General features: G+C 66.7%; 18 protein-coding genes. 9 read left to right on the top strand and 9 right to left on the bottom strand.

What is annotated here, in order from left to right; all coding sequences use genetic code 11:
* Window positions 1-678 precede the first annotated feature (678 nt).
* The 5 genes from QW863_RS34445 to QW863_RS34425 form a co-directional block, all read right to left on the bottom strand.
* The gene (locus tag QW863_RS34445) at window positions 679-1,089 is read right to left on the bottom strand and encodes a hypothetical protein (RefSeq protein WP_315716509.1); all 411 of its coding nucleotides are present in this window, start codon (window positions 1,087-1,089) and stop codon (window positions 679-681) included.
* Window positions 1,090-1,215: 126 nt separating this feature from the next.
* Window positions 1,216-1,866 carry an Mpo1-like protein gene (locus QW863_RS34440; RefSeq protein ID WP_315716511.1) on the bottom strand — a complete coding sequence of 217 codons (651 nt, stop codon included), beginning with the start codon at window positions 1,864-1,866 and terminating at the stop codon, window positions 1,216-1,218.
* Between the two features lie 247 nt (window positions 1,867-2,113).
* A complete protein-coding gene (locus QW863_RS34435; RefSeq protein ID WP_315716512.1) occupies window positions 2,114-2,308 on the bottom strand; it encodes a DUF2783 domain-containing protein in 195 nt (64 codons plus the stop codon).
* Entirely contained in the window at window positions 2,305-3,942 is a 1,638-nt protein-coding gene (locus tag QW863_RS34430) for an FAD-dependent oxidoreductase (protein ID WP_315716513.1), read from the bottom strand. The genes QW863_RS34435 and QW863_RS34430 overlap by 4 nt, the downstream gene beginning before the upstream one ends.
* A 51-nt stretch (window positions 3,943-3,993) precedes the next feature.
* Complete coding sequence (locus tag QW863_RS34425; RefSeq protein WP_315716514.1) at window positions 3,994-4,536, bottom strand: VOC family protein; 543 nt, start codon at window positions 4,534-4,536, stop codon at window positions 3,994-3,996.
* 139 nt (window positions 4,537-4,675) lie between these two features.
* Here QW863_RS34425 and QW863_RS34420 point away from each other — a divergent pair, with 139 nt between their 5' ends.
* Window positions 4,676-5,194 carry a MarR family winged helix-turn-helix transcriptional regulator gene (locus QW863_RS34420; RefSeq protein ID WP_315716515.1) on the top strand — a complete coding sequence of 173 codons (519 nt, stop codon included), beginning with the start codon at window positions 4,676-4,678 and terminating at the stop codon, window positions 5,192-5,194.
* 68 nt (window positions 5,195-5,262) lie between these two features.
* Window positions 5,263-7,134, top strand: coding sequence for a molecular chaperone HtpG (htpG, locus tag QW863_RS34415; RefSeq protein WP_315716516.1), 1,872 nt, complete (start codon window positions 5,263-5,265; stop codon window positions 7,132-7,134).
* A 26-nt stretch (window positions 7,135-7,160) separates the two neighbouring features.
* Here the strand turns inward: htpG and QW863_RS34410 are convergent, their stop codons facing one another.
* Complete coding sequence (locus tag QW863_RS34410; RefSeq protein WP_315716517.1) at window positions 7,161-8,147, bottom strand: tripartite tricarboxylate transporter substrate binding protein; 987 nt, start codon at window positions 8,145-8,147, stop codon at window positions 7,161-7,163.
* Window positions 8,148-8,323: 176 nt separating this feature from the next.
* On the opposite strand from QW863_RS34410, the gene QW863_RS34405 reads away from it, so the two are divergent.
* The 5 genes from QW863_RS34405 (at window position 8,324) to QW863_RS34385 (ending at window position 14,995) form a co-directional block, all read left to right on the top strand.
* Window positions 8,324-10,129: a long-chain-acyl-CoA synthetase gene (locus QW863_RS34405; RefSeq protein ID WP_315716518.1), complete on the top strand. Its 1,806-nt coding sequence runs from the start codon at window positions 8,324-8,326 to the stop codon at window positions 10,127-10,129.
* 127 nt (window positions 10,130-10,256) lie between these two features.
* Window positions 10,257-10,502, top strand: coding sequence for an acyl carrier protein (locus tag QW863_RS34400; protein ID WP_315716519.1), 246 nt, complete (start codon window positions 10,257-10,259; stop codon window positions 10,500-10,502).
* Complete coding sequence (locus tag QW863_RS34395) at window positions 10,489-11,877, top strand: AMP-binding protein (RefSeq protein WP_315716521.1); 1,389 nt, start codon at window positions 10,489-10,491, stop codon at window positions 11,875-11,877. Before QW863_RS34400 ends, QW863_RS34395 begins: the two co-directional genes overlap by 14 nt.
* A complete protein-coding gene (locus tag QW863_RS34390) occupies window positions 11,870-12,601 on the top strand; it encodes an SDR family NAD(P)-dependent oxidoreductase (protein WP_315716522.1) in 732 nt (243 codons plus the stop codon). Before QW863_RS34395 ends, QW863_RS34390 begins: the two co-directional genes overlap by 8 nt.
* A gap of 99 nt (window positions 12,602-12,700) precedes the next feature.
* On the top strand, window positions 12,701-14,995 hold the full coding sequence (locus tag QW863_RS34385) for a heavy metal translocating P-type ATPase (RefSeq protein WP_315716523.1): 2,295 nt from the start codon (window positions 12,701-12,703) through the stop codon (window positions 14,993-14,995).
* A gap of 10 nt (window positions 14,996-15,005) precedes the next feature.
* On the opposite strand, the gene QW863_RS34380 is transcribed toward QW863_RS34385, so the two are convergent.
* Window positions 15,006-15,413, bottom strand: a complete 408-nt coding sequence (locus tag QW863_RS34380) for a hypothetical protein (RefSeq protein ID WP_315716524.1) — start codon at window positions 15,411-15,413, stop codon at window positions 15,006-15,008.
* Between the two features lie 156 nt (window positions 15,414-15,569).
* On the opposite strand from QW863_RS34380, the gene QW863_RS34375 reads away from it, so the two are divergent.
* Entirely contained in the window at window positions 15,570-16,286 is a 717-nt protein-coding gene (locus QW863_RS34375) for an MgtC/SapB family protein (protein ID WP_315716525.1), read from the top strand.
* Window positions 16,287-16,499: 213 nt separating this feature from the next.
* Here the strand turns inward: QW863_RS34375 and QW863_RS34370 are convergent, their stop codons facing one another.
* On the bottom strand, window positions 16,500-17,300 hold the full coding sequence (locus QW863_RS34370) for an RMD1 family protein (protein ID WP_409977997.1): 801 nt from the start codon (window positions 17,298-17,300) through the stop codon (window positions 16,500-16,502).
* A 152-nt stretch (window positions 17,301-17,452) separates the two neighbouring features.
* Between QW863_RS34370 and QW863_RS34365 the strand changes: the two genes are divergently transcribed.
* Complete coding sequence (locus QW863_RS34365) at window positions 17,453-18,601, top strand: DUF3095 domain-containing protein (RefSeq protein ID WP_315769953.1); 1,149 nt, start codon at window positions 17,453-17,455, stop codon at window positions 18,599-18,601.
* Between the two features lie 6 nt (window positions 18,602-18,607).
* On the opposite strand, the gene QW863_RS34360 is transcribed toward QW863_RS34365, so the two are convergent.
* Complete coding sequence (locus QW863_RS34360) at window positions 18,608-19,042, bottom strand: DUF2147 domain-containing protein (RefSeq protein ID WP_315716527.1); 435 nt, start codon at window positions 19,040-19,042, stop codon at window positions 18,608-18,610.
* Window positions 19,043-19,519 lie beyond the last annotated feature (477 nt).

Genomic DNA, 19,519 nt, shown 5'->3' with positions numbered 1-19,519 from the left:
TTGCTGCGCTCGCTGCTGCACAGCGAAGCGCGGGCCAAAACGCAGGTCTTGATCGCTGCTTCAGCGCGATCGCCCCGTCGAGGCCACCGAGAAAAAGATTTTTGTTGCTATTTTTCCGAAATCATGTTTTTCTCTCCCCATCCCGCCTCGTGCAGAGGGACGTACGCGTCGTCACGAACGTGGAGGTGGGCTGCGATGGACGTGACGGCTGCGCCAGACGAGCGCGGTCCGGCGCGGACGGCGAAGTCGTGTGGTCCTGGCCTCTCGACGCTGAGGTCAAGTTCGCTTTCGATGCTGTGACGGCTCGGGGCGGGCGATGGGGGCAAGAACGCCGATCCCCAGGGAGAGCGCGAAGGACACCGTTAAAACCGATCGCGCGGGGAAGGCCGGGTGCTGACCGCGGCCCATGGCCCGCCTGCAACAAGAAAAGCAGGCGGCAGTCACCACAGGTCGGGCCTGACAACCGGCCTCCCCCGCGCCCTCTCATTTTCAGAGGGACGACTGCCGCATCACTCGGGCACCGATCGTGCCGCGGGATCGCGAACACGCATGCAAGATTACATGTTCAGGATGTCATCAGGGGGCGGGTCCGCAGCCTCCGACGACGCGCATTGTCTTCAGCTGGCCATGCCCGACGCCAGCGCCGCCGCGGCGCTGACGCCGGCCATGTCGACGTTTTCAGAGCTGCGTCGCCCGCAGCTCGATCGTGAGCGGTACGGTCGTGCGCCGGGCAGCCGGATCGGCCGGCATCTGCAGCACGCGAGCCCGCTGGCCGGTGGCGAGGTCGGTGACCTTGACGATTCGGCCATTGGAGAATTCGAGCGCATCGTGATGTTCGGTCGGCTTGTTGGTGTCGACCTGCCGGAAGCGGGCGAGATGGGCGCCGACCTTGCGCCGGAAGAAGAAGCCCTTGATGCGGACATCGTCTTCGAAGGCGAGCTCCGTGCCCGGCCGCAGGCAGACGGCGGTCAACGGGTCGTCCTTGGTGCAGAAGCCGCGGGTCTCCGTGCCGGGAAATCGACAGGAGACCAGCACGTCGGCAGTCTTGGCGTCACGGGAAGCAACAGTATGGAGGCTGTAGTCACACATGGAAAGCTCCTGAAGGCCACCAGCACTAAGCCCGCAACGGCGCAGTAGGAGAGTTGTTCCATGTTGTTGCAGCCCGTCTGTTCGAGGACTCCCGCCGCAGGATCGGCCGGCGGCGGGAACTCGCGATCAGGTGAGATGCGCAGCTTCTTCGGCCTCGTCCTCGGCGGCGCCCCAATGCGAGGCGTCCTTGATGGTCGGATCGATCAGCTCGCCGCGCAGCAGCGCCAGCGGCGACTTCCAATACAGCGCGATATTGTGGAACGGGTCGGTCAGCACCTTGAAGGCCCAGATCAAGCCCGTCGAGACATCCTGCATTGCAAACAGCTGGATGATGCGAAACAGGCCGCCGCCGATGCCGACCGCGAGCCAGAGCAGGCCGACGTGGCGGACGAAGTCCATCCGGCCGGTCGGCTCGGCGAACAGGCCGAACAGCGTCGGAAACGCGAACAGCGCCACCGGCACCAGGCCCCACACCGTCAGCAGCACGATCTTGCGGGTCTGATTGTAGCCGACCTTGACCGCCTCCTTGTAGTCGTTGCTGACGCCGTTGACGTGGTCATAGCCGTTCGGTTCGAAGAAGAAGTGCCCGGTCTGCCGCGTCAGCATCGCGAGCCAGCCGACCAGGCCGGCCATCGCCGGATCCTTGAACAGCAGCGCATAGCACACGAGGAAGATCACGGCGCTGACCAGGTGCAGCGTCTGATTGATCCGGCTCTGATGATAGTAGCGATAGTCGTCGAAGCGCTGCGTCTGCAGCGTCTTGTAGTAGCGCGACATGCGAATCCCCGTGCCGTTGTGGAACGAGGCGAAGACGTAGAGGGCCTCGGTGAAGGTGGCGTGACATTATGATGTTGTCACAATGAAACCGACCGGGATCGGATCGGGAGCCGCAACGTGCGCAAGCGAGCGGACTCTGCGCCGGCGCACGACTCGCCGGCTGGTCTCTCTGTCTGCCGCAAAATGCGGAGAAACGGCTTTGATCCGGATCAAAGCCGGCTGCCGATGTGACGTGTTGCGGCCTGCGTCAGCCGGCGGGCGACCTTGCCAGCCGGATCGCCTCGCTCAGGATCGCCCGGTCACCGATATGGTTGGCGAGCAGCAGCACCAGCCTGGCGTTCATGCGCAGCGCCTCGTCCTCGCCGAGGTCGCGCTGGCCGCCGATCAGCTCGGCATAGAAGTCGTCGGGATCGCTGATGTTCGGGGTGAGGGTCAGGCTCATGCTGCAAGCTCCTGCTGGACCGCGCCGCGCCTGCCGCAGGCGCGCCGAACCGCGTCCGTGATCGCGTCCCCGTCGAACTGCGGCCAGCGGGCGGTGACATATTGATCGGGACGGAACAGATAGGTCGTGCCGGGCGAGGCGCCGTATCGTGCCGCGAGCAGGCCCGTGGCATCGGCGATGTCGCGACCGACGACGATCACCTGCGCCGTGATGCCGTCGATGGTGAGCTGCTCGGCCGTCACGGCGGGGTCGAACGTGACCACGGTGAAGCTGGAGCCGAGACAGTTCAGCAACCAGCCGGGCTCGCCCGCGATCGTCACCGGTGCATCGGCGGCATTGGTGCCAGGCGTCATCGCGCCGGGGACGTTGCCGCCGTCAGGCGTATTCAACGACGACGCGACATAGGGCGTCGGCGTCGACAGCCGGCCGCTGTTGACCAGCGGCCGCGCAAAGCTGTGGTTCTGTGCGAGGTCGAGCACGGCGTCGCGGTAAAGGCGACTCGCTTGCGTCTTCGGCGTGATGAAATCGGTCGCGCGCGTCGAGTTCAGGATGTTGTCGTCGGCGGCAAAGGCGCGCTCCTCGTGATAGCTGTCGATCAGGCTCTCCGGCGCCTCGCCGCGCAGCACCATTGCCAGCTTCCAGGCGAGGTTGTCGATGTCCTGCACGCCGGTGTTGGCGCCGCGGGCGCCGAACGGCGACACCTGGTGCGCCGCGTCGCCCGCGAAGAGGACGCGGCCGTGACGGAAATTGTCGATCCGGCGGCAGGCGAACTGATAGATCGACACCCATTCGAGCTCAAATTCGGTGCTCTCGCCGAGCATGGCCCGGATGCGTGGGATCACGCGCTCGGGCTTCTTCTCCTCGTCCGGATTGGCGTCCCAGCCGAGCTGGAAGTCGATGCGCCAGATGTTGTCGGACTGGCGATGCAGCAGCACCGACTGCCCCGGATGGAACGGCGGATCGAACCAGAACCAGCGCTCGGTCGGAAACTCCGCCTTCATCCTGACGTCGGCGATCAGGAAGCGGTCCTGAAAGAACTGGCCCGTGAACTCGGCGCCGACCATGCGCCGCGTATCGGAATTGGCGCCGTCGCAGGCGATCACCCACTGCGCCTCCATGGTGAAGATGCCGTCCGGCGTCTCCACCGCGAGCTGCGCGAAGTCGTCGGTCTGCTTGAGGCTGACGAGCCGATGCTTCCAGCGCAGATCGATCAGCGGAGTCCTGTTGCAGGCATCGACCAGAATCTCCTCGAGATAGTATTGTTGCAGGTTGATCATTGCCGGCCAGCGATGGTCGGGCTCGGGCAGCAAATCGAATTGATAAGAGAGCTGGTCGCGGAAGAACACCTTGCCGATGTTCCAGCTCACGCCCTTTTCCACCATCGGCGCGGCGCAGCCGAGCCGATCCCAGATCTCGAGCGGGCGCTTGGCGTAGCACACGGCGCGAGAGCCGATGCTGACGGTGTCGTTGTCGTCGAGCACGACCACCGGCTGGCCGCGGGCGGCGAGATCGAGCGCCGCCGTCAGGCCGATCGGCCCGGCGCCGATCACGACGATCGGATGGCGGCGGGTCTCGCCGCTGCGCTGCTCTACCGAGCAGACATAGGGAAATCGCGGATAGACATAGTTGCTCATGGCTGCCTCGCCTGGCGCGTTGCGGTCGGGACTGTCGGGACGAGCAATCGCTCAGTCGCTGCCTGCGAATTCCTTCTCGTGCATCCAGGCGGTGTGCCGCGGCGGCTTCTTGGTGGTCGCCCATTCGTCGACCATGGCGTGGGCGACCGACTTCATCCGCGCGATCTGCTCGGGCGTTGCAGTCCAGGCCGCGATCTCCAGCCGATGGCCGCTCGGATCATGGAAATAGATCGACTTGAAGATGGTGTGGTCGGTGATCCCGACGACGTCGAGGCCGGCGGCCTCGGCGCGCGCCTTGGCTTCTTCCAGCTCCTCCATGTCCTTGACCTGGAAGGCGATGTGCTGGGTCCATTCCGGGGTGTTCGGATCGCGGCCCATCGGCGGCGAGTTCGGCAGCTCGAAGAAGGCGAGGATGTTGCCGTTTCCCGCATCCAGGAAGATGTGCATGTATGGATCGGGCGCCTTGGTCGAGGGCACCTTGTCCTCGGCGATGGCGCCGAGCAGGTCCATGTTGAGGACCTTCTTGTAGAACTCGACCGTGGCCTTGGCGTCGACGCAGCGATAGGCGACGTGATGGATCTTCTCGATCTGCATGTCTTCTCCTCCCATGTTCGTGGTTGGCAAGATGGTAACGGATGATACGATCTGGTCGCCTTGATCCAGATCAACCCGATGGGATCGGATTGAGGTCGCCAGGGGCGAGCGCCCGGAACGGACGAGGGCAGAGGACGCGATGACGAAGCTGGCCAGCGACATGCGGGACCGCAAGCAGGGCGAGGCGGCCACGGAGCGCGAGCTCCGATTGCAGCGCTATTTTCCCTACCGGCTGGCCCGGCTCGCCGAGCAGGTGTCGCTGGCGGTGGCGGAGGTCTACGGCGACAGGTTCGCGCTGTCGCGCCAGGAATGGCGGATCCTCGCGGCGCTCGGCGAGCAGCCGCGGCTGCCGACCAAGCAGATCGGCCGGCTGACGACGCTCGACAAGATGAACGTCAGCCGCGCCATGCAGAGCCTGGAGGCGCGCGGCATCGTCAGCCGCAGCCGCGATCCCGAGGACGGCCGCGAGCGGATCGTAGCGCTGACGGCCGCCGGGCGGGCGCTGTACCGCAGAATCGTGTCCCATGCGCTGGCGCGCGAGGCGGAGCTGCTGAGCGTGCTTTCGGCCGCCGAGATCGCGACCCTCGACACGGTCATCGACAAGCTGCTCGCGGCCGCCGAACGATCGCTCGATGATCCCCCCGGCCGAAAGGCTTGATCGGTGCCGCCGCCGCGCTATATCGACGGTCTCTCTCCACCCCTGATAGCATGGGCCAACGTACGACGATGACCGACACCGCCACCGTTAGCCATTCCTTCCAGGCCGAAGTCTCCGAGCTGCTCCATCTGATGGTGCATTCGGTCTATTCCGAGACCGACATTTTCCTGCGCGAGCTGATTTCGAACGCCTCGGACGCCTGTGACAAGCTGCGTTACGAGGCGATCGCCAGACCCGATCTGATCGGCGACGGCGAGGCGCCGCAGATCCGCATCATCCCGAACAAGGCCGCTGATACGCTGACCATCGCCGACAGCGGCATCGGCATGGAGCGCCAGGAACTGATCGACCATCTCGGCACCATCGCCCGCTCCGGCACCAAGGCGTTCGTGCAGAAGCTGGCCGAGGCCAAGGACGGCACCGGCCTGATCGGCCAGTTCGGCGTCGGCTTCTACTCGGCCTTCATGGTCGCCGACCGCATCGTCGTGATCAGCCGCCGTGCCGGCGGCAGCGAGGTCTGGACCTGGACCTCGTCGGGCGGCGCGGGCTTCGAGGTCGCGCCCGCGTCCGAGGAGGATGCCAAGCGGGTGACGCGCGGCACCGAGATCGTGCTGCACCTCAAGGACGACGCCAAGAAATATCTCGAAACCTATGAGATCGAGCGCATCGTCACCGCCTATTCCGACAACATCCAGTTTCCGATCATGCTGGTGCCGGAGGAGGGCGAGCCGCGCCAGATCAACTCCGCCAGCGCGCTGTGGCAGCGCTCGAAGTCCGAGCTGACGTCCGAGGACTACAGCAAGGCCTACAAGTCGATTGCGCACGCGTTCGACGAGCCGGCGATGACGCTGCACTACCGCGCCGAGGGCCGCTATTCCTACGCGGTGCTGCTGTTCGCGCCGTCGACCAAGCCGTTCGACCTGTTCGAGCCGGCGCGCAAGGGCAAGGTCAAGCTCTATGTCCGCCGCGTCTTCATCACCGATGACGCCGACCTGATGCCGGCCTATCTGCGCTTCATCCGCGGAGTGATCGACAGCGAGGACCTGCCGCTCAATTTGTCGCGCGAGATGCTGCAGAACAATCCGCAGCTGGCGCAGATCCGCAAGGCCGTGACCACGCGCGTGATCGGCGAGCTGGAGCAGCTCGCCGACAAGGATGCCGAAAACTTCGACAAGATCTGGGATTCGTTCGGCGCCGTGATCAAGGAAGGCCTGTACGAGGATTTCGAGCGCCGCGACAAGCTGCTGGCGCTGTCGCGCTTCACCACGACATCGGGCGAGCGGCGCTCGCTGAAGCAGTATGTCGAGGGTCTCAAGGAGAACCAGACCGAGATCTATTTCCTGGTTGGTGACAGCATCGAGCGGCTGAAGTCCAATCCGCGGCTCGAGGCCGCCAAGGCGCGCGGCGTCGAGGTGCTGCTCCTCACCGATCCGGTCGATGCGTTCTGGACCTCGGCACGGCTGGAGTTCGACGGCAAGCCGCTGAAGTCGCTGAGCCAGGGCGACATCAATTTCGACCCGATCCCGGTAACCGAGCCGACGCAAGCGGACGAGGCGCAGCCGGCGGCCGACGAAGCCAACACGATCGCGTTGATCAAGGCGAGCCTCGGCGACCACGTCACCGACGTGAAGGTCTCGACCCGGCTCACCACCAGCGCGTCGTGCCTGGTGGCCGGCAGCCATGGTCCGGATCGCGAGCTGGAGCGCATCCTGTCGCAGCAGGCGCGCGGGGCGCGCACCAAGCCGATCCTCGAGATCAATCTGCGCCATCCGCTGGTCGTGGCGGTCGCCAAGGCCGCCGCCGACAAGGCCAAGGTCGACGATCTGTCGTTCCTGCTGCTCGAACAGGCGCAGATCCTCGACGGCGAACTGCCGGAGGATCCGGCCGCCTTCGCGGCCCGTCTCAACCGGCTGGTGCTGCTGGGCGTCGCGGGGGCCTGAGGCAGGCGGGTCGCCGGGCGCGGAGGTCAGTTCTTCGCGCTCACCTGCGGGACCAGCTTGCGCCAGTGCATGATCTCGGCGCGGTAGGTCGCGGCATAGACGCCGACGTCGCCGGTGAGCGGCGTGGCGCCGACCTCCGCGAACTGCCTGCTGATGTCGGGATCGGCCAGCGCGGCGTTGATCTCGCGGTTGAGCAGCTCGACGATGGCTTTCGGCGTGCCGTGCGGCACCGCGACGCCATAGAAGCCGGAGGTTTCGAACGTCGGCAGCACGTCGGCGACCGGCGGCAGATCGGGGAAGGCGGCGGCGTGCTCGCGCGTCGTGACGGCCAGCGCCCGGACCTTGCCGCTGCGCAGGAGGTCGACGGCGGAAGCGGCGTTGTCGAACATCGCGTGGATATGGCCGGAGGCGAGGTCGGTCAGGGCAGGCCCCGAGCCACGATAGTGCACGACGGACCAGGTGATGCCGCCGAGGGTCCGGAACAGCTCGGCCGACAGCAGCTGGACGGTGCCAGGACCGGCGGAGCCGACGCTGAGCTTGCCCGGGTTGGCCTTCGCATAGGCCAGGAATTCCGGCAGCGTCTCGACCGGCAGCTGCCGGCTGACCAGCAGCAGCAGCGGCATGCGCGCCATGCCGGCGACGGGGATGAGATCGCCCTCGGCGCCGGGCGAGCCGTCGGTCGAGGCCGTAATGACGTTGGCGGTCGAGGTCGCAAGGATCGTGTAGCCGTCCGGCGCGGCGCTCGCGACGCTCTTGGTGGCGGTCGCGCCGCCCGCACCCGGCCGGTGATCGAGCACGAAGGGCTGGCCCAGTCGGCGGGTCAGCCGGTCGCAGATCAAGAGCGACAGCCGGCCGGTGGCCCCGCCCGGAGCAAACGGAATGACCCAGGTGACGGGCCGAGCCGGATAGGGCGCATCAACTCCGGCGAACGCCGTGGTCGAAGTCATGGCTGCAACGCTGCTCCAGGCGGCGCAGCGCAGCAAGGCGCGTCGTGTCATCGTGTCCTTGGGCATGCCGGCCTTCGCGTTGGCATGTTCTGGGAGCGGTACGCTAACCGGCATTTCCGAGAACTTCGTAAAGGATCGCATTCGCATCAACAACGACGCACTCTCGGCCGGTTAACCCTCCCGATTAACGGCCGGTCAGGCCACCCGGCCTATAAGCACGCCGAATTGGGGTGAGGGCGTTCATGAACTCCGGGCAGTCGGATCGATCTGTGGAACTCAGCACGGCCCCTCGGAAGCCGTCGGCGGCGAAGATCTGGCTGAAGGCGATCGAGCTGACCTCGCGCATCGAGGCAGAGCCGGCGCGGCTGTTCGCCGACGTGGTGGACGACTGGGCCGCGAAGCAGCCCGAACGGCCGGCGCTGATCTCCGATCGCGAGACGCTGAGCTATTCCGCCCTGTCTGCGCGCATCAACCGATACGCCCGCTGGGCGCTGGCCAACGGCATCGGGCCTGGCCACACGATCGCTTTGATGATGCCGAGCCGGCCCGACTACCTGGCCGCCTGGCTTGGGATCAGCCGCGTCGGCGGCGTGGTTGCGCTCATCAACGCCAATCTCGTCGGACCGTCGCTCGCGCATTGCATCAATGTGGCTCGGCCAGTCCATGTGATCGTCTCCAAGGACTTGCACGAAGCCTATACGGAGGTTGCGCCGGTGATCACGGGCGGGCCGCGTGTCTGGGTTGCCGACGGCGGCGATCTCGACGTCGCGGTCGCCGCGATGGATACGCACGCGCTCGACGCAACCGAGCGCCGCGCCGTGACGATCAACGACCGCGCGCTGCTGATCTACACCTCCGGCACGACGGGCCTGCCCAAGGCCGCCAGTATCAGCCATCGCCGCATCATGAACTGGGGTGGCTGGTTTGCCGGCCTCACCGGCGCAGGTCCCGACGATCGCCTCTATGACTGTCTGCCGGTCTATCATTCCGTCGGCGGCATCGTCGCGCCCTGTAGCATGCTGCGCGCCGGCGGTGCGGCGGTGCTCGCGGAGAAATTCTCGGCGAGCAATTTCTGGCGCGACATCGTCCGTCACGATTGCACGCTGGTGCAATATATCGGCGAGCTCTGCCGCTATCTGCTGGCCGCCGCGCCATCCGATTTCGACCGCGCCCATCGGCTGCGGCTCGCCTGCGGCAACGGAATGCGCGGCGACGTCTGGGAGGCGTTCCAGGCGCGCTTCGCCATCCCCCAGGTGCTGGAATTCTATGCCGCGACCGAAGGCAACTTCTCACTCTACAATGTCGAGGGCAGGGTGGGATCGATCGGGCGCGTGCCGTCGCTGCTTGCGCATCGCTTTCCCGCCGAAATCATCAAGCTGGATGCCGACCAGCGCGCACCCTTGCGCGGAGCTGACGGGCGGTGCCTGGTCTGCGCGCGCGGCGAGATCGGCGAGGCCATTGGCCGCATCGGTACGGCGGACCAGGGAGGCGGCCGCTTCGAAGGCTATACCGATACAGGCGAGACCGAGAAGAAGATCCTGCGCGACGTCTTCGCCAAGGGCGATGCCTGGTTCCGCACCGGTGACCTGATGCGCCAGGACGACCAGGGCTTCTTCTATTTCGTCGATCGTCTCGGCGACACCTTCCGCTGGAAGGGCGAGAACGTCGCGACCAGCGAGGTGAACGAGGCGATCCTGCAATGTCCCGGCGTGTTGGAAGCATCGACCTATGGTGTCGTCGTGCCCGGCAGGGACGGACGCGCCGGCATGGCTGCGCTCGTCGTCGGCGACAGCTTCGATCTCGATCGCCTCTCTCTAGAACTTGCCCGCCGATTGCCGCCCTATGCGCGGCCGGTGGCGCTCCGCATCACGTCGTCGCTGCAGTCGACCGAAACATTCAAGCAGAAGAAGCAGGCGCTGATGCGCGACGGCTTCGATCCGTCGATCGTGCATGAGCCGCTCTACGTGCGCGACGCCGGGACGGGTGCCTATTGCCTGCTCGATCGGGATCTCCATGCGCGGATCCTCGCCGGCGAGGTTCGTTTGTAGATGATTTTAATCATAGGCCATGATGGGTATTTACCAACGGTCCCGAAAGATGACTGGCAAGTCCGGCTTCCTTCACCTTCTCGTCCTATGGTCGGTTTCATCGTTTGAACAGTGAGCGGATTGGCCCATGTCGGTACGGTTAAGAATTATTGCAGCGATCAAGCAGATTGCGGACGAGCAGAAGGTCAAGCTGCCGCCGCTGACCGACGAGCTGACGTTGCACGAGACCGGCTTCGACTCGCTCGCTTTCGCCATCCTGGTCGCCCGTCTCGAGGACGATCTCGGCGTCGATCCGTTCACCCTGTCCGAGGATGTGACGTTCCCCAACACGATAGGCGACTTCATCGGGGCCTATGAGAATGTCCCCGCGTGAGATCTTCGCCCTTCGCGACCATCTCGGGGCGGCGCTGACCGAGCGGACGATCTCCGATCCGCGTCACGTCCTATCGCTCGCCGAGCTGTCGCGCGGAAGCTGCCTCGGCGGCCGCGCCGCAGAGCTCAACGGACGTTCGGTGCTGCTGGCGACCTCCGGCCAGCTCCTCGCCGGCCTCGCGCTGATCGAGATCGACGGCGTCGCACGACGCATCCTGTTGTGTCCGCCGGATCTCAAGGGCGAGCATCTCGCCAGCATCATCGCCGATGCTGACATCGACGTCATCGTGACCGATGAGGTCCAGCGTTTCGGCGCTTGCGGCGTCGATCTCGTGATCGAGGTCGCCCTGCCGCGGCCTTCTGCCGTGGTCGTGCAGACGGTGCGCGCCACCGAATGGCTGATGCTGACATCAGGCACGTCGGGCGTGCCGAAGATTGTCGGGCATACGCTCGAGGGCCTGTGCGGCGCCATCATCGGCGACCGCCCCGTACCTGGCGAAGCGATGCCGGTGTGGGCGACCTTCTACGACATTCGCCGCTATGGCGGCCTGCAGATCTTCCTGCGCGCCATCGTCGGCGGCGGCTCGATGGTGCTGTCGGATCCGGGCGAGGGGCTCACGGACCACATCGCGCGCCTCGACGCACGCGGCGTCACTCACATGTCCGGAACGCCGTCGCATTGGCGCAAGCTGCTGATGAGTGGGTCGGTGGAAGGCTTTGCGCCGCGCTACGTGCGTCTCTCCGGCGAGATCGCCGACCAGGCTGTGCTCGACGGATTGAAGCAGGCATTTCCCGGCGCTTCGATCGGTCATGCCTACGCCTCGACGGAGGCCGGCGTCGGCTTCGCGGTCAATGATGGGCTGGAGGGTTTTCCTGCGACGCTGCTCGGCGAGGGCCGCGGGGCCGTCGACATGAAGGTCGTCGACGGCTCGCTGCGCATCCGCTCCAGGCGCGCGGCGCACGCCTATGTCGGACGCGCTGCGGCTGCCTTGACCGATACGGACGGCTATGTCGACACCGGCGACATGGTCGAGCTGCGCGGCGATCGTTACTACTTCGTCGGACGCCGCAACGGCATCATCAATGTCGGCGGGCTCAAGGTCCATCCGGAAGAAATCGAAGCCGTAATCAATGGCCATCCGGAGGTGCGGATGTCGCGCGCCAAGTCGCGACGCAGCCCGATCACCGGCGGCATCGTCGTCGCCGAGGTCGTGCTGACGGCGGATGCCGATCCGGCGCGGAGTGAGACGGTCCGCAATGAGATCCTCGCCGCGTGTCGCGCGCGTCTCGCGGCCCACAAGGTGCCGGCGATGATCCGCGTCGTGTCAGCGCTCGACGTCACACCGGCCGGCAAGCTGGCGCGCGCCGATGCATAATGTTCTCGTCACCGGCGGCAGCCGTGGCATCGGGCTCGCCATTGCGCGCAGGCTCGCGGGAGCGGGCTATGACGTCATCGCGGTGGCCCGCCGGGAGAGCGACGAACTGCGCGCCGCGATGGCCGAGTTCAGCGCCAGCAGCGCCGGCATTCATTTCCGCGCCTGTGACCTCAGCATCGTTGATGAACTACCGGCCTTCGTGAAGTCGGTGCGCGACGAGTTCGGTCCGCTCTATGGTCTCGTCAACAATGCCGGTCTCGGCACCGAGGGCCTGCTCGCGACCATGCACAATTCGGAGATCGAGGCACTGGTGCGGCTGAACGTGCTGGCGCCGATGATCCTGACGAAATACGTCGTTCGTCACATGATGGCCGCGGGCGAGGGCCGGGTGATCAACATCTCCTCGATCATCGCCTCTACCGGCTATAACGGCCTGTCCGTCTATGGCGCGACCAAGGCGGCCGCCAACGGCTTCACGCGCTCGCTGGCGCGCGAGGTCGGCAAGGTCGGCATCACCGTGAACGCGATCGCGCCGGGCTTCATCGCCACCGAGCTGACGCAGAGCATGGACGAGGAGCAGCAGCGGCGCATCGCCGGCCGCAGCGCGTTGCGGCGGCTGCCGGAGACGCATGACGTGGCCGCGATGGTTGAATTCCTGCTCGGCGACGGCGGGCGCAATGTTACCGGCACCGTGCTGACGGTCGACGCAGGCAATACCGCCTGAGGCCATTTGCGGCGATCGGTCGCTCTCGCCGTTGATTTCGCTCAAGCGTCCGACGGGCGGCAGCAGCGATAGTGCCGGCGCAATCCGGAACCGGTATCCATGTTCGAGCGCATTCTGCGGTGGACCCTCGTCGTGATCGCAATCGCGGGCCTCGCCGCGGGCGGCCTCGCGCATGTGCTCGGTCGCCCCGATCTTGCCGGGATCGCGTTCACGGCCTCGACCGTTCCTGTCATCCTGGGGCTGATCGTCTCGATCGTCCGCGATTTCCTGGCCGGCCGCATCGGCGTCGACGCGATCGCGCTGGTGTCGATGAGCGCGGCGATCATCCTCGGCGAGCCGCTGGCCGGCGCTGTCGTGGCGCTGATGTATTCCGGCGGCAACGTGCTGGAGGACATTGCCGTCGCCCGCGCCGAGCACGATCTGCGCGCGTTGGTCGATCGCGCGCCGCGCGAGGCGCATCGCCGTCGTGGCGATGAGATCGACAACGTTCCGATCGCCAGCGTCGCGGTCGGTGATCGCCTGATGGTCCGCGCCGGCGAGATCGTCCCGGTCGACGGCATGGTCGAAACAACCATCGCCGTCGTCGACGAGTCGGCGCTCACGGGCGAGCCCATCCCGGTGATGAAGACGCGCGGGATGGCGATCCTGTCGGGATCGGTGAACGCCGGCGACACGTTCGAAATGGCGGTCACGGCGACCGCGGGCGAAAGCACCTATGCCGGCATCGTCAAGCTGGTGACGACGGCCCAGACCGCGAAAGCGCCGTTCGTGCGGCTTGCCGACCGCTACGCGCTGATCTTCCTGCCCGTAAGCCTCGCTATTGCGGGGGCCGCCTATTTGGCCTCGGGCGATCTGATCCGGAGTCTTGCCGTGCTGGTGGCGGCAACGCCGTGCCCGCTGATTCTCGCCGCACCCGTCGCTTTCATTGCGGGCGTGGCGCAGGCGGCCCGAAGCGGCATTCTGGTCAAAGGCGGCGGCAAGCTCGAGGCGCTCGCGCGTGCCCATACCGTGCTGTTCGACAAGACGGGCACGCTGACCGTCGGCGGCGCGCGGCTGCTCTCGGTCGACGCGGCACCGGGCGAGGACGCCGATGCGGTGCTGCTGCTCTGCGCATCGCTCGAGCAGGCCTCGCACCACGTGGTGGCGCACGCGATCGTTCAGGCCGGCCAGGCCCGCGGGCTGAAGCTGAAGGTGCCCGAACAGGTCAGGGAGACGATGGGCTCGGGCCTCGAAGGGCTGATCGATGGCCGCCCTGTGATGGCCGGCTCGCGCGACCTTGTGCTCGGCAGCCGCACGCCGCCGGCTTGGGCTTCGCGCGCGATCCGCCGGGCGTCATGGCGTTCGGCCCTGATCGTTTTCGTTGCGATCGAGGGGCGCCCGATCGGGGCGCTGCTGCTGGCGGACGAGCTGCGCGCGGACACGCCGCGGGCGATCCGCTGGCTGCGCGAGGCCGGCATCGCGCGCATGGTCATGGTGACCGGGGACCGCGCCGCGGCCGCGCAGGCGATCGGCGCGGCGCTCGATCTCGACGCCGTGCTGGCGGACCGTGTCCCCTCCGACAAGGTGGAGGCGGTCAGGAGCGAGCAGCGGCTGCATCCCACCATCATGGTCGGCGACGGCATCAACGACGCCCCGGCGCTGGCCTGCGCCGATGTCGGCATCGCGCTCGGCGCCCGCGGCGCCAGCGCCTCGTCGGAAGCCGCCGACGTGGTCATTCTGGCCGATCGGCTCGATCGGGTCGGCGAGGCGATCGTGATCGCGCAGCGCGCCCGACGCGTCGCCCTGGAGAGCATCTTCGCCGGCATGGGCCTGTCGTTCGTCGCGATGGGGGCCGCCGCCTTCGGGCTGCTGCAGCCGGTACCTGCGGCCCTGGTCCAGGAGGCCATCGACGTTGCCGTCATCCTGAACGCGCTCCGCGCTCTGTTCCCGGCTGGACGCAGCAAGGCCGGCCGGATCACGGCCGAAGACGGCCGAGGGCTCAGGCATGATCACCAGGCGCTGCTGCGCGGCCTCGACCGCCTGCGCTCGATCGTCGATGCGCTCGACGAAGCCTCGCCGGACGGCGCCGTGGCGCTGATCATGGAGGCAAACGGCTTGGTGCAGGACAAGGTCGTGGCGCATGAGCGCGACGACGAAGGATCGGTCTATCCGAAGCTCGCGCGGCTCCTGCAGGAGAGCCATGGCCTGTCGGCGATGAGCCGGGCGCATCGCGAGATCCTGCATCTGGCGCGGCTGCTCGGCCGGCTGGTCGAGGATCTGCCGTCCGAGCATGTGGACCGCTATCTGATCCGCGATGCGCAACGGGTGATCGAGGCGATCGAGACGCTAGTGCGCATGCACACGGCGCAGGAGGACGACATCTATGAGGCCGTGGTGGCGCGCTCGGCCGCCTGAACCGTTCGCGTCAGCCCGGATGCCGCGGCAGGTCGATCCGTTCATTGGCGAATTCCGCAGGACCTTCGATCAGGCGGCGAATCCGCCGCTGGCGCTCCTCGGCCGACAGACTCGGATCGAGCATCCGATCGATCAGCCGGATCGCATTCTGCTCGATGGCGACGGGATCCCGCGACGTGGGCTGCCCGGCTGCTGCCGGCCGCGATGCATGCAGGCCGATCGTGAGCAACTGGCCGATGGCGTCGGAGCGTGTCATCTGGTGAGCCTCCGCCCAGGCGTCGATCTCGGCGGTGAGCTCCTGGGACAGCTTCACCGCACTCACCGCATCATGTCCCAGCCGGACGGCCGGGCTGTGATCCCTGCGGACGTCGGAGAATGGCGTCATGTGTTTGCCGGACGTCATCTGCCTGTTGATCATATCAGCCTAAAGTATGCGGGAGGGACTGGGATTTGATTTCGATCAAGGACGTCCTAAGAAAGCAGCCTCTCGCGGCGGTTCCGCCGCCGGATGCCATGCGTGTCGCTGCTGCCAGGCAGGCCACGGAGCTTAATACTGCAGACAGTCAGCAAGCCCATGCGATTCCTCCACACTTTCCAAGTCTATGATTTCCTCGATACGCTCGTCAGCCTGTTCGCAGCTTTCGTGCTGGCCACGCTGATCGGCGCCGAGCGGCAATACCGGCAGCGCAGCGCCGGCCTGCGCACCAACGTGCTGGTCGCCGTCGGCGCGGCCGCCTTCGTCGATCTCGGCAACCGCCTGACCGGCGCCGACGGCGCGGTGCGGATCATCGCCTATGTGGTGTCGGGCATCGGCTTCCTCGGCGCCGGCACGATCATGAAGGAGGGCATGAACGTCCGCGGGCTCAACACCGCGGCGACGCTGTGGGCGTCCGCCGCGGTCGGCGCCTGCGCCGGCGCCGACCTGATCGCGCAATCGGTGGCGCTGACCGTGTTCGTGCTGGCCGGCAACACGCTGCTGCGGCCGCTGGTCAACGCGATCGATCGCATCCCGCTCAATGCGCAGACGTCGGAGGCGCACTACGAGATCGTCCTGACCACCGACGGGCTGCGCGCCGCCGAGCTGCGCGAGGCGCTCGACGAGCGGCTGGAGGCGGCCAAATACCCGGTGCGGGAGACCGAGGTCGTCTATCGCTCCGAGGACATCGTCGAGATCGTCGCGACGCTGGTGCCGCTCGCGGTCGATACGGTCGATCTCGACCGCGTCGTGTCCGAGCTGGCGAAGCTCGCCGGGGTCCGTCATGCGACCTGGAACGTCAGGGCGCTGGTGTGACGGCATTGCCGGACCAGCATCGCCGCACCGGCGGCGGGGCGCTCGCCACACCTCGTGGCTGCCGGCCGCCGGCGGCCGTGGCAAGCTCCCCACCCACGTCATGGTTCGATATCCCCTGCATCGCTCATCGCGCCCATGCGAAAGTTCCATGTCGCGCCTGAACCATCGCTGAATGCAGCGCCGTCAGTCGTCAGGCGTGCGGCAGCTCCATCGTCAGTGCCCGCCGCGGGCGAAGATCTCATAGAAGCCGAGCACGATCTCGCAGGCGATCAGGATGACGACGATGACCTCGAGCCGCAGCGAGCGCTTGGTGTCGATGATGTCGGCGAGCGTGGTCGCCGTCTCGGCGATCACCGCGAGCTTGCGGTTGAGGGTGTCCTCGCGCTCTTTCAGCTCATACTCGTCCTCGAGCCGCGCATAGAGCCGCTCCAGATCTGGCCGGTCCCACAACACGTCCGGCTTTTCGCCGACGGCCACGCGGCCGGAGACGCGGTGCTGCACCAGCAGCGCCTCGCCGAGCAGCTTGAGCATCGCCACCCGGCTCTTCGATGTTCGTCCCAGCATCGCCAGCTCGCGCGCGAACGGCTCGATGGTGTCGAACACGTTGGCGATCTCGCGCTCGCTGCGGCCGAGCACGACGCTCTTCGCCAGCGCATCGGCGACGATGAGCAGTCGCTCCAGCGACAATTCCTTGACCAGGACCGGGCCGCCGACCGGGATCGGCTCGTCGGATTCGCGCGCGACCTGGACCTTGGCCGTCTCTTCCTCGTGGGGCGCGATCGGGCCGAACAGCCGCGCGCTCAGCCGGTCGAGGAAGTTGATCTCCTCGGCCACCGACAGGCCGATGAAGACGACGACGCCGTAGCGGAAGACCACGGCGACTCCCGTCTCGCCGATGCGGACCGCAAGCGGCGTCGCCGACAGCACCTGGCCTTCGAAGCCGGCGGTATTGATGCGGTCCGCGATCTGGAGCGCGCGGGCGGCGAGTTGTGGAACGGGGGAGGAGTCGGCCATGATGGTGAAAGGCTAGCACGTCGAGCCCGACAGAACGATAACGCGGCGCAAGCCTGGCGACACGTCCGTTGCCGAATATCGCTGCCTGAACCCGCTTGACAGGAAGGAACGTAGCTCCTCATTGGACGCGCACCCCGGATGGATGCCTCTCGATGTCGAAGACCAGTGCTGCGGACTACTATGCCTCGATCCCGGTGTTTCGCGGCTTCGCGCGCCTGATGGAGCCGCAGCTCTACCAGCCGGTGCCGGACGACTGGCTGATCGGCACGGCCGACATCGTCGAGTCGACCAAGGCGATCGCCGACAGGCGCTACAAGGCGGTCAACATGGCCGGGGCGGCGGTCATCGCCGCGGTCACCAATGCCTTGGAGGGGCGCGAATTCCCGTTCGTGTTCGGCGGTGACGGCGCCAGCTTCGCCGTCAGCCCGGATGACGAAGCGGCCGCGCGCGAAGCCCTTGCCGCCACCGCGACCTGGGTCAGGGAGGATCTCGCTCTCGCGATGCGCGTCGCGCTGGTGCCCGTGACGGCGATCCGCGCGCAGGGGCTCGATGTCCGCGTGGCGCGCTACGGTCCGTCGGCCAATCTGTCCTATGCGATGTTCGCGGGCGGCGGAGTGGGCTGGGCCGAGGCCGCGATGAAGCGGGGCGAGTTCGCGATTCCCCCGGCGCCGTCCGGTGCGCAGCCCGATCTGTCCGGACTCTCGTGCCGCTTCGAGGAGATTCCGGCGGCGCGCGGGGTCATCCTGTCGGTGCTGGTGCTGCCGGCTCCCGGCGCGGATGCGCAGGCCTATCGCAAGGTGATCGAGGAGATCATCACCCTCACCGAGCGCAGCCCCGATGCCGGGCGGCCGGTGCCGGCCGGCGCGCCGGCGTTGCGATGGCCGCCGCAGGGATTTGGCTACGAGGTCCGCGCCGCGCGCGGACCGCTGTTGTCGCGCTGGGCCCGCGTGCTCGGACGTACGCTGTTCGTCTATGCCGTGATGCGGTTCAACATCAGCATCGGCGGCTTCGTGCCGGATCTCTACAAGCAGCAGGTGGTCGAGAATTCCGACTTCCGCAAATATGACGATGCGTTGCGCATGATCCTCGACTGCACCGACGAGCTCGCGCAGGAGCTGGAGCGCCGGCTCGGCGCGGCGGCTTCGCGTGCCATCGTCCGCTACGGGCTGCATCGGCAAGATGCCGCGATGATGACCTGCTTCACGCCGTCCGCGATCCGGCCGGATCACGTCCACTTCATCGACGGCGCGCGAGGCGGCTATGCATCGGCTGCGACCGCGCTGAAGGCCGCGGTCGCCTGAGAGTGATCAGCGCGCGCGGGTCCAGGTCTCGCCGCCGCACAGCGATCCGACGCAGCCTTCCACCTTCAGCGTATCCGGGCCGGAGACGGAGATGTGGCTGGTGTAGCTCTGGCCGTCATCGGCGTTGTAGATCTTGCCGGACCATTTGTTCGGCCCCTCCGAGTGAACGCCTTCGAACAATTGCAGGCCGATGATCGGGCGGTTGGCCAGCGCGCGATTGGGATTCTTGTTGTCGACGGCCGGCTTGCCGGTGTCGGTGTCCATCGGCTCCTTCAGCCACACGACGGTGCCGCAGAGATTGGCGCCGCATTTGGCGACCTTGATCCTGGCGTCGCCCGCCTGGGTCAGCCAGGTGCCGGTCGGATCATCGGCGGCCAAAGCGGGCTGCGCCATCACGACGGTCGCCAGCGCAAGACCAGCCAAACGCAATTTCCAAATCATCTTACCCCCCGTTGAAGCCGCGTTTCCATAACAGCAAACGGCGCAGTTGCAATCGCAGAGGAGCGGTTGTCCAAAGCGGGATCATCACGATCAGGTGCATGGCTGCCGAGCCGTCTCAATTCCTTGTTCGGTTGTCTCATGCATGTGCCGGGAAATGGTTTTGATTGCGGCAACAAACTCGGCTGTCGTCCCGGCCCTTGAACCGGGATCCATACCCCCAGGGAGCGGTTCGAAACGCGCCGGCGATTGGCTTTTCGCATCTCGCGTCGCCGCCGCGTATGGGTCCTGGATCGGCGCCATGCCGCGCTGGCGCGCGTCACGGCTTGTCCGGGACGACGACGGCGGGTGAGGCGGTTTCACGGTTCAAACAGCGATGGACATGGCTTTGCAGTCTCGCGGCGGATCGTGTCCCCAAGCGTGGTGTAGCTGGCGGCCCACCGCGTTCGCCGGCTGGAGCCGGGCCTGTCAGCTGGCGAT

Source organism: Bradyrhizobium sp. SZCCHNR1017, from assembly GCF_032381375.1.
Classification (GTDB): Bacteria; Pseudomonadota; Alphaproteobacteria; order Rhizobiales; family Xanthobacteraceae; genus Bradyrhizobium.
This window is presented reverse-complemented; position numbering and strand designations above follow the sequence as displayed.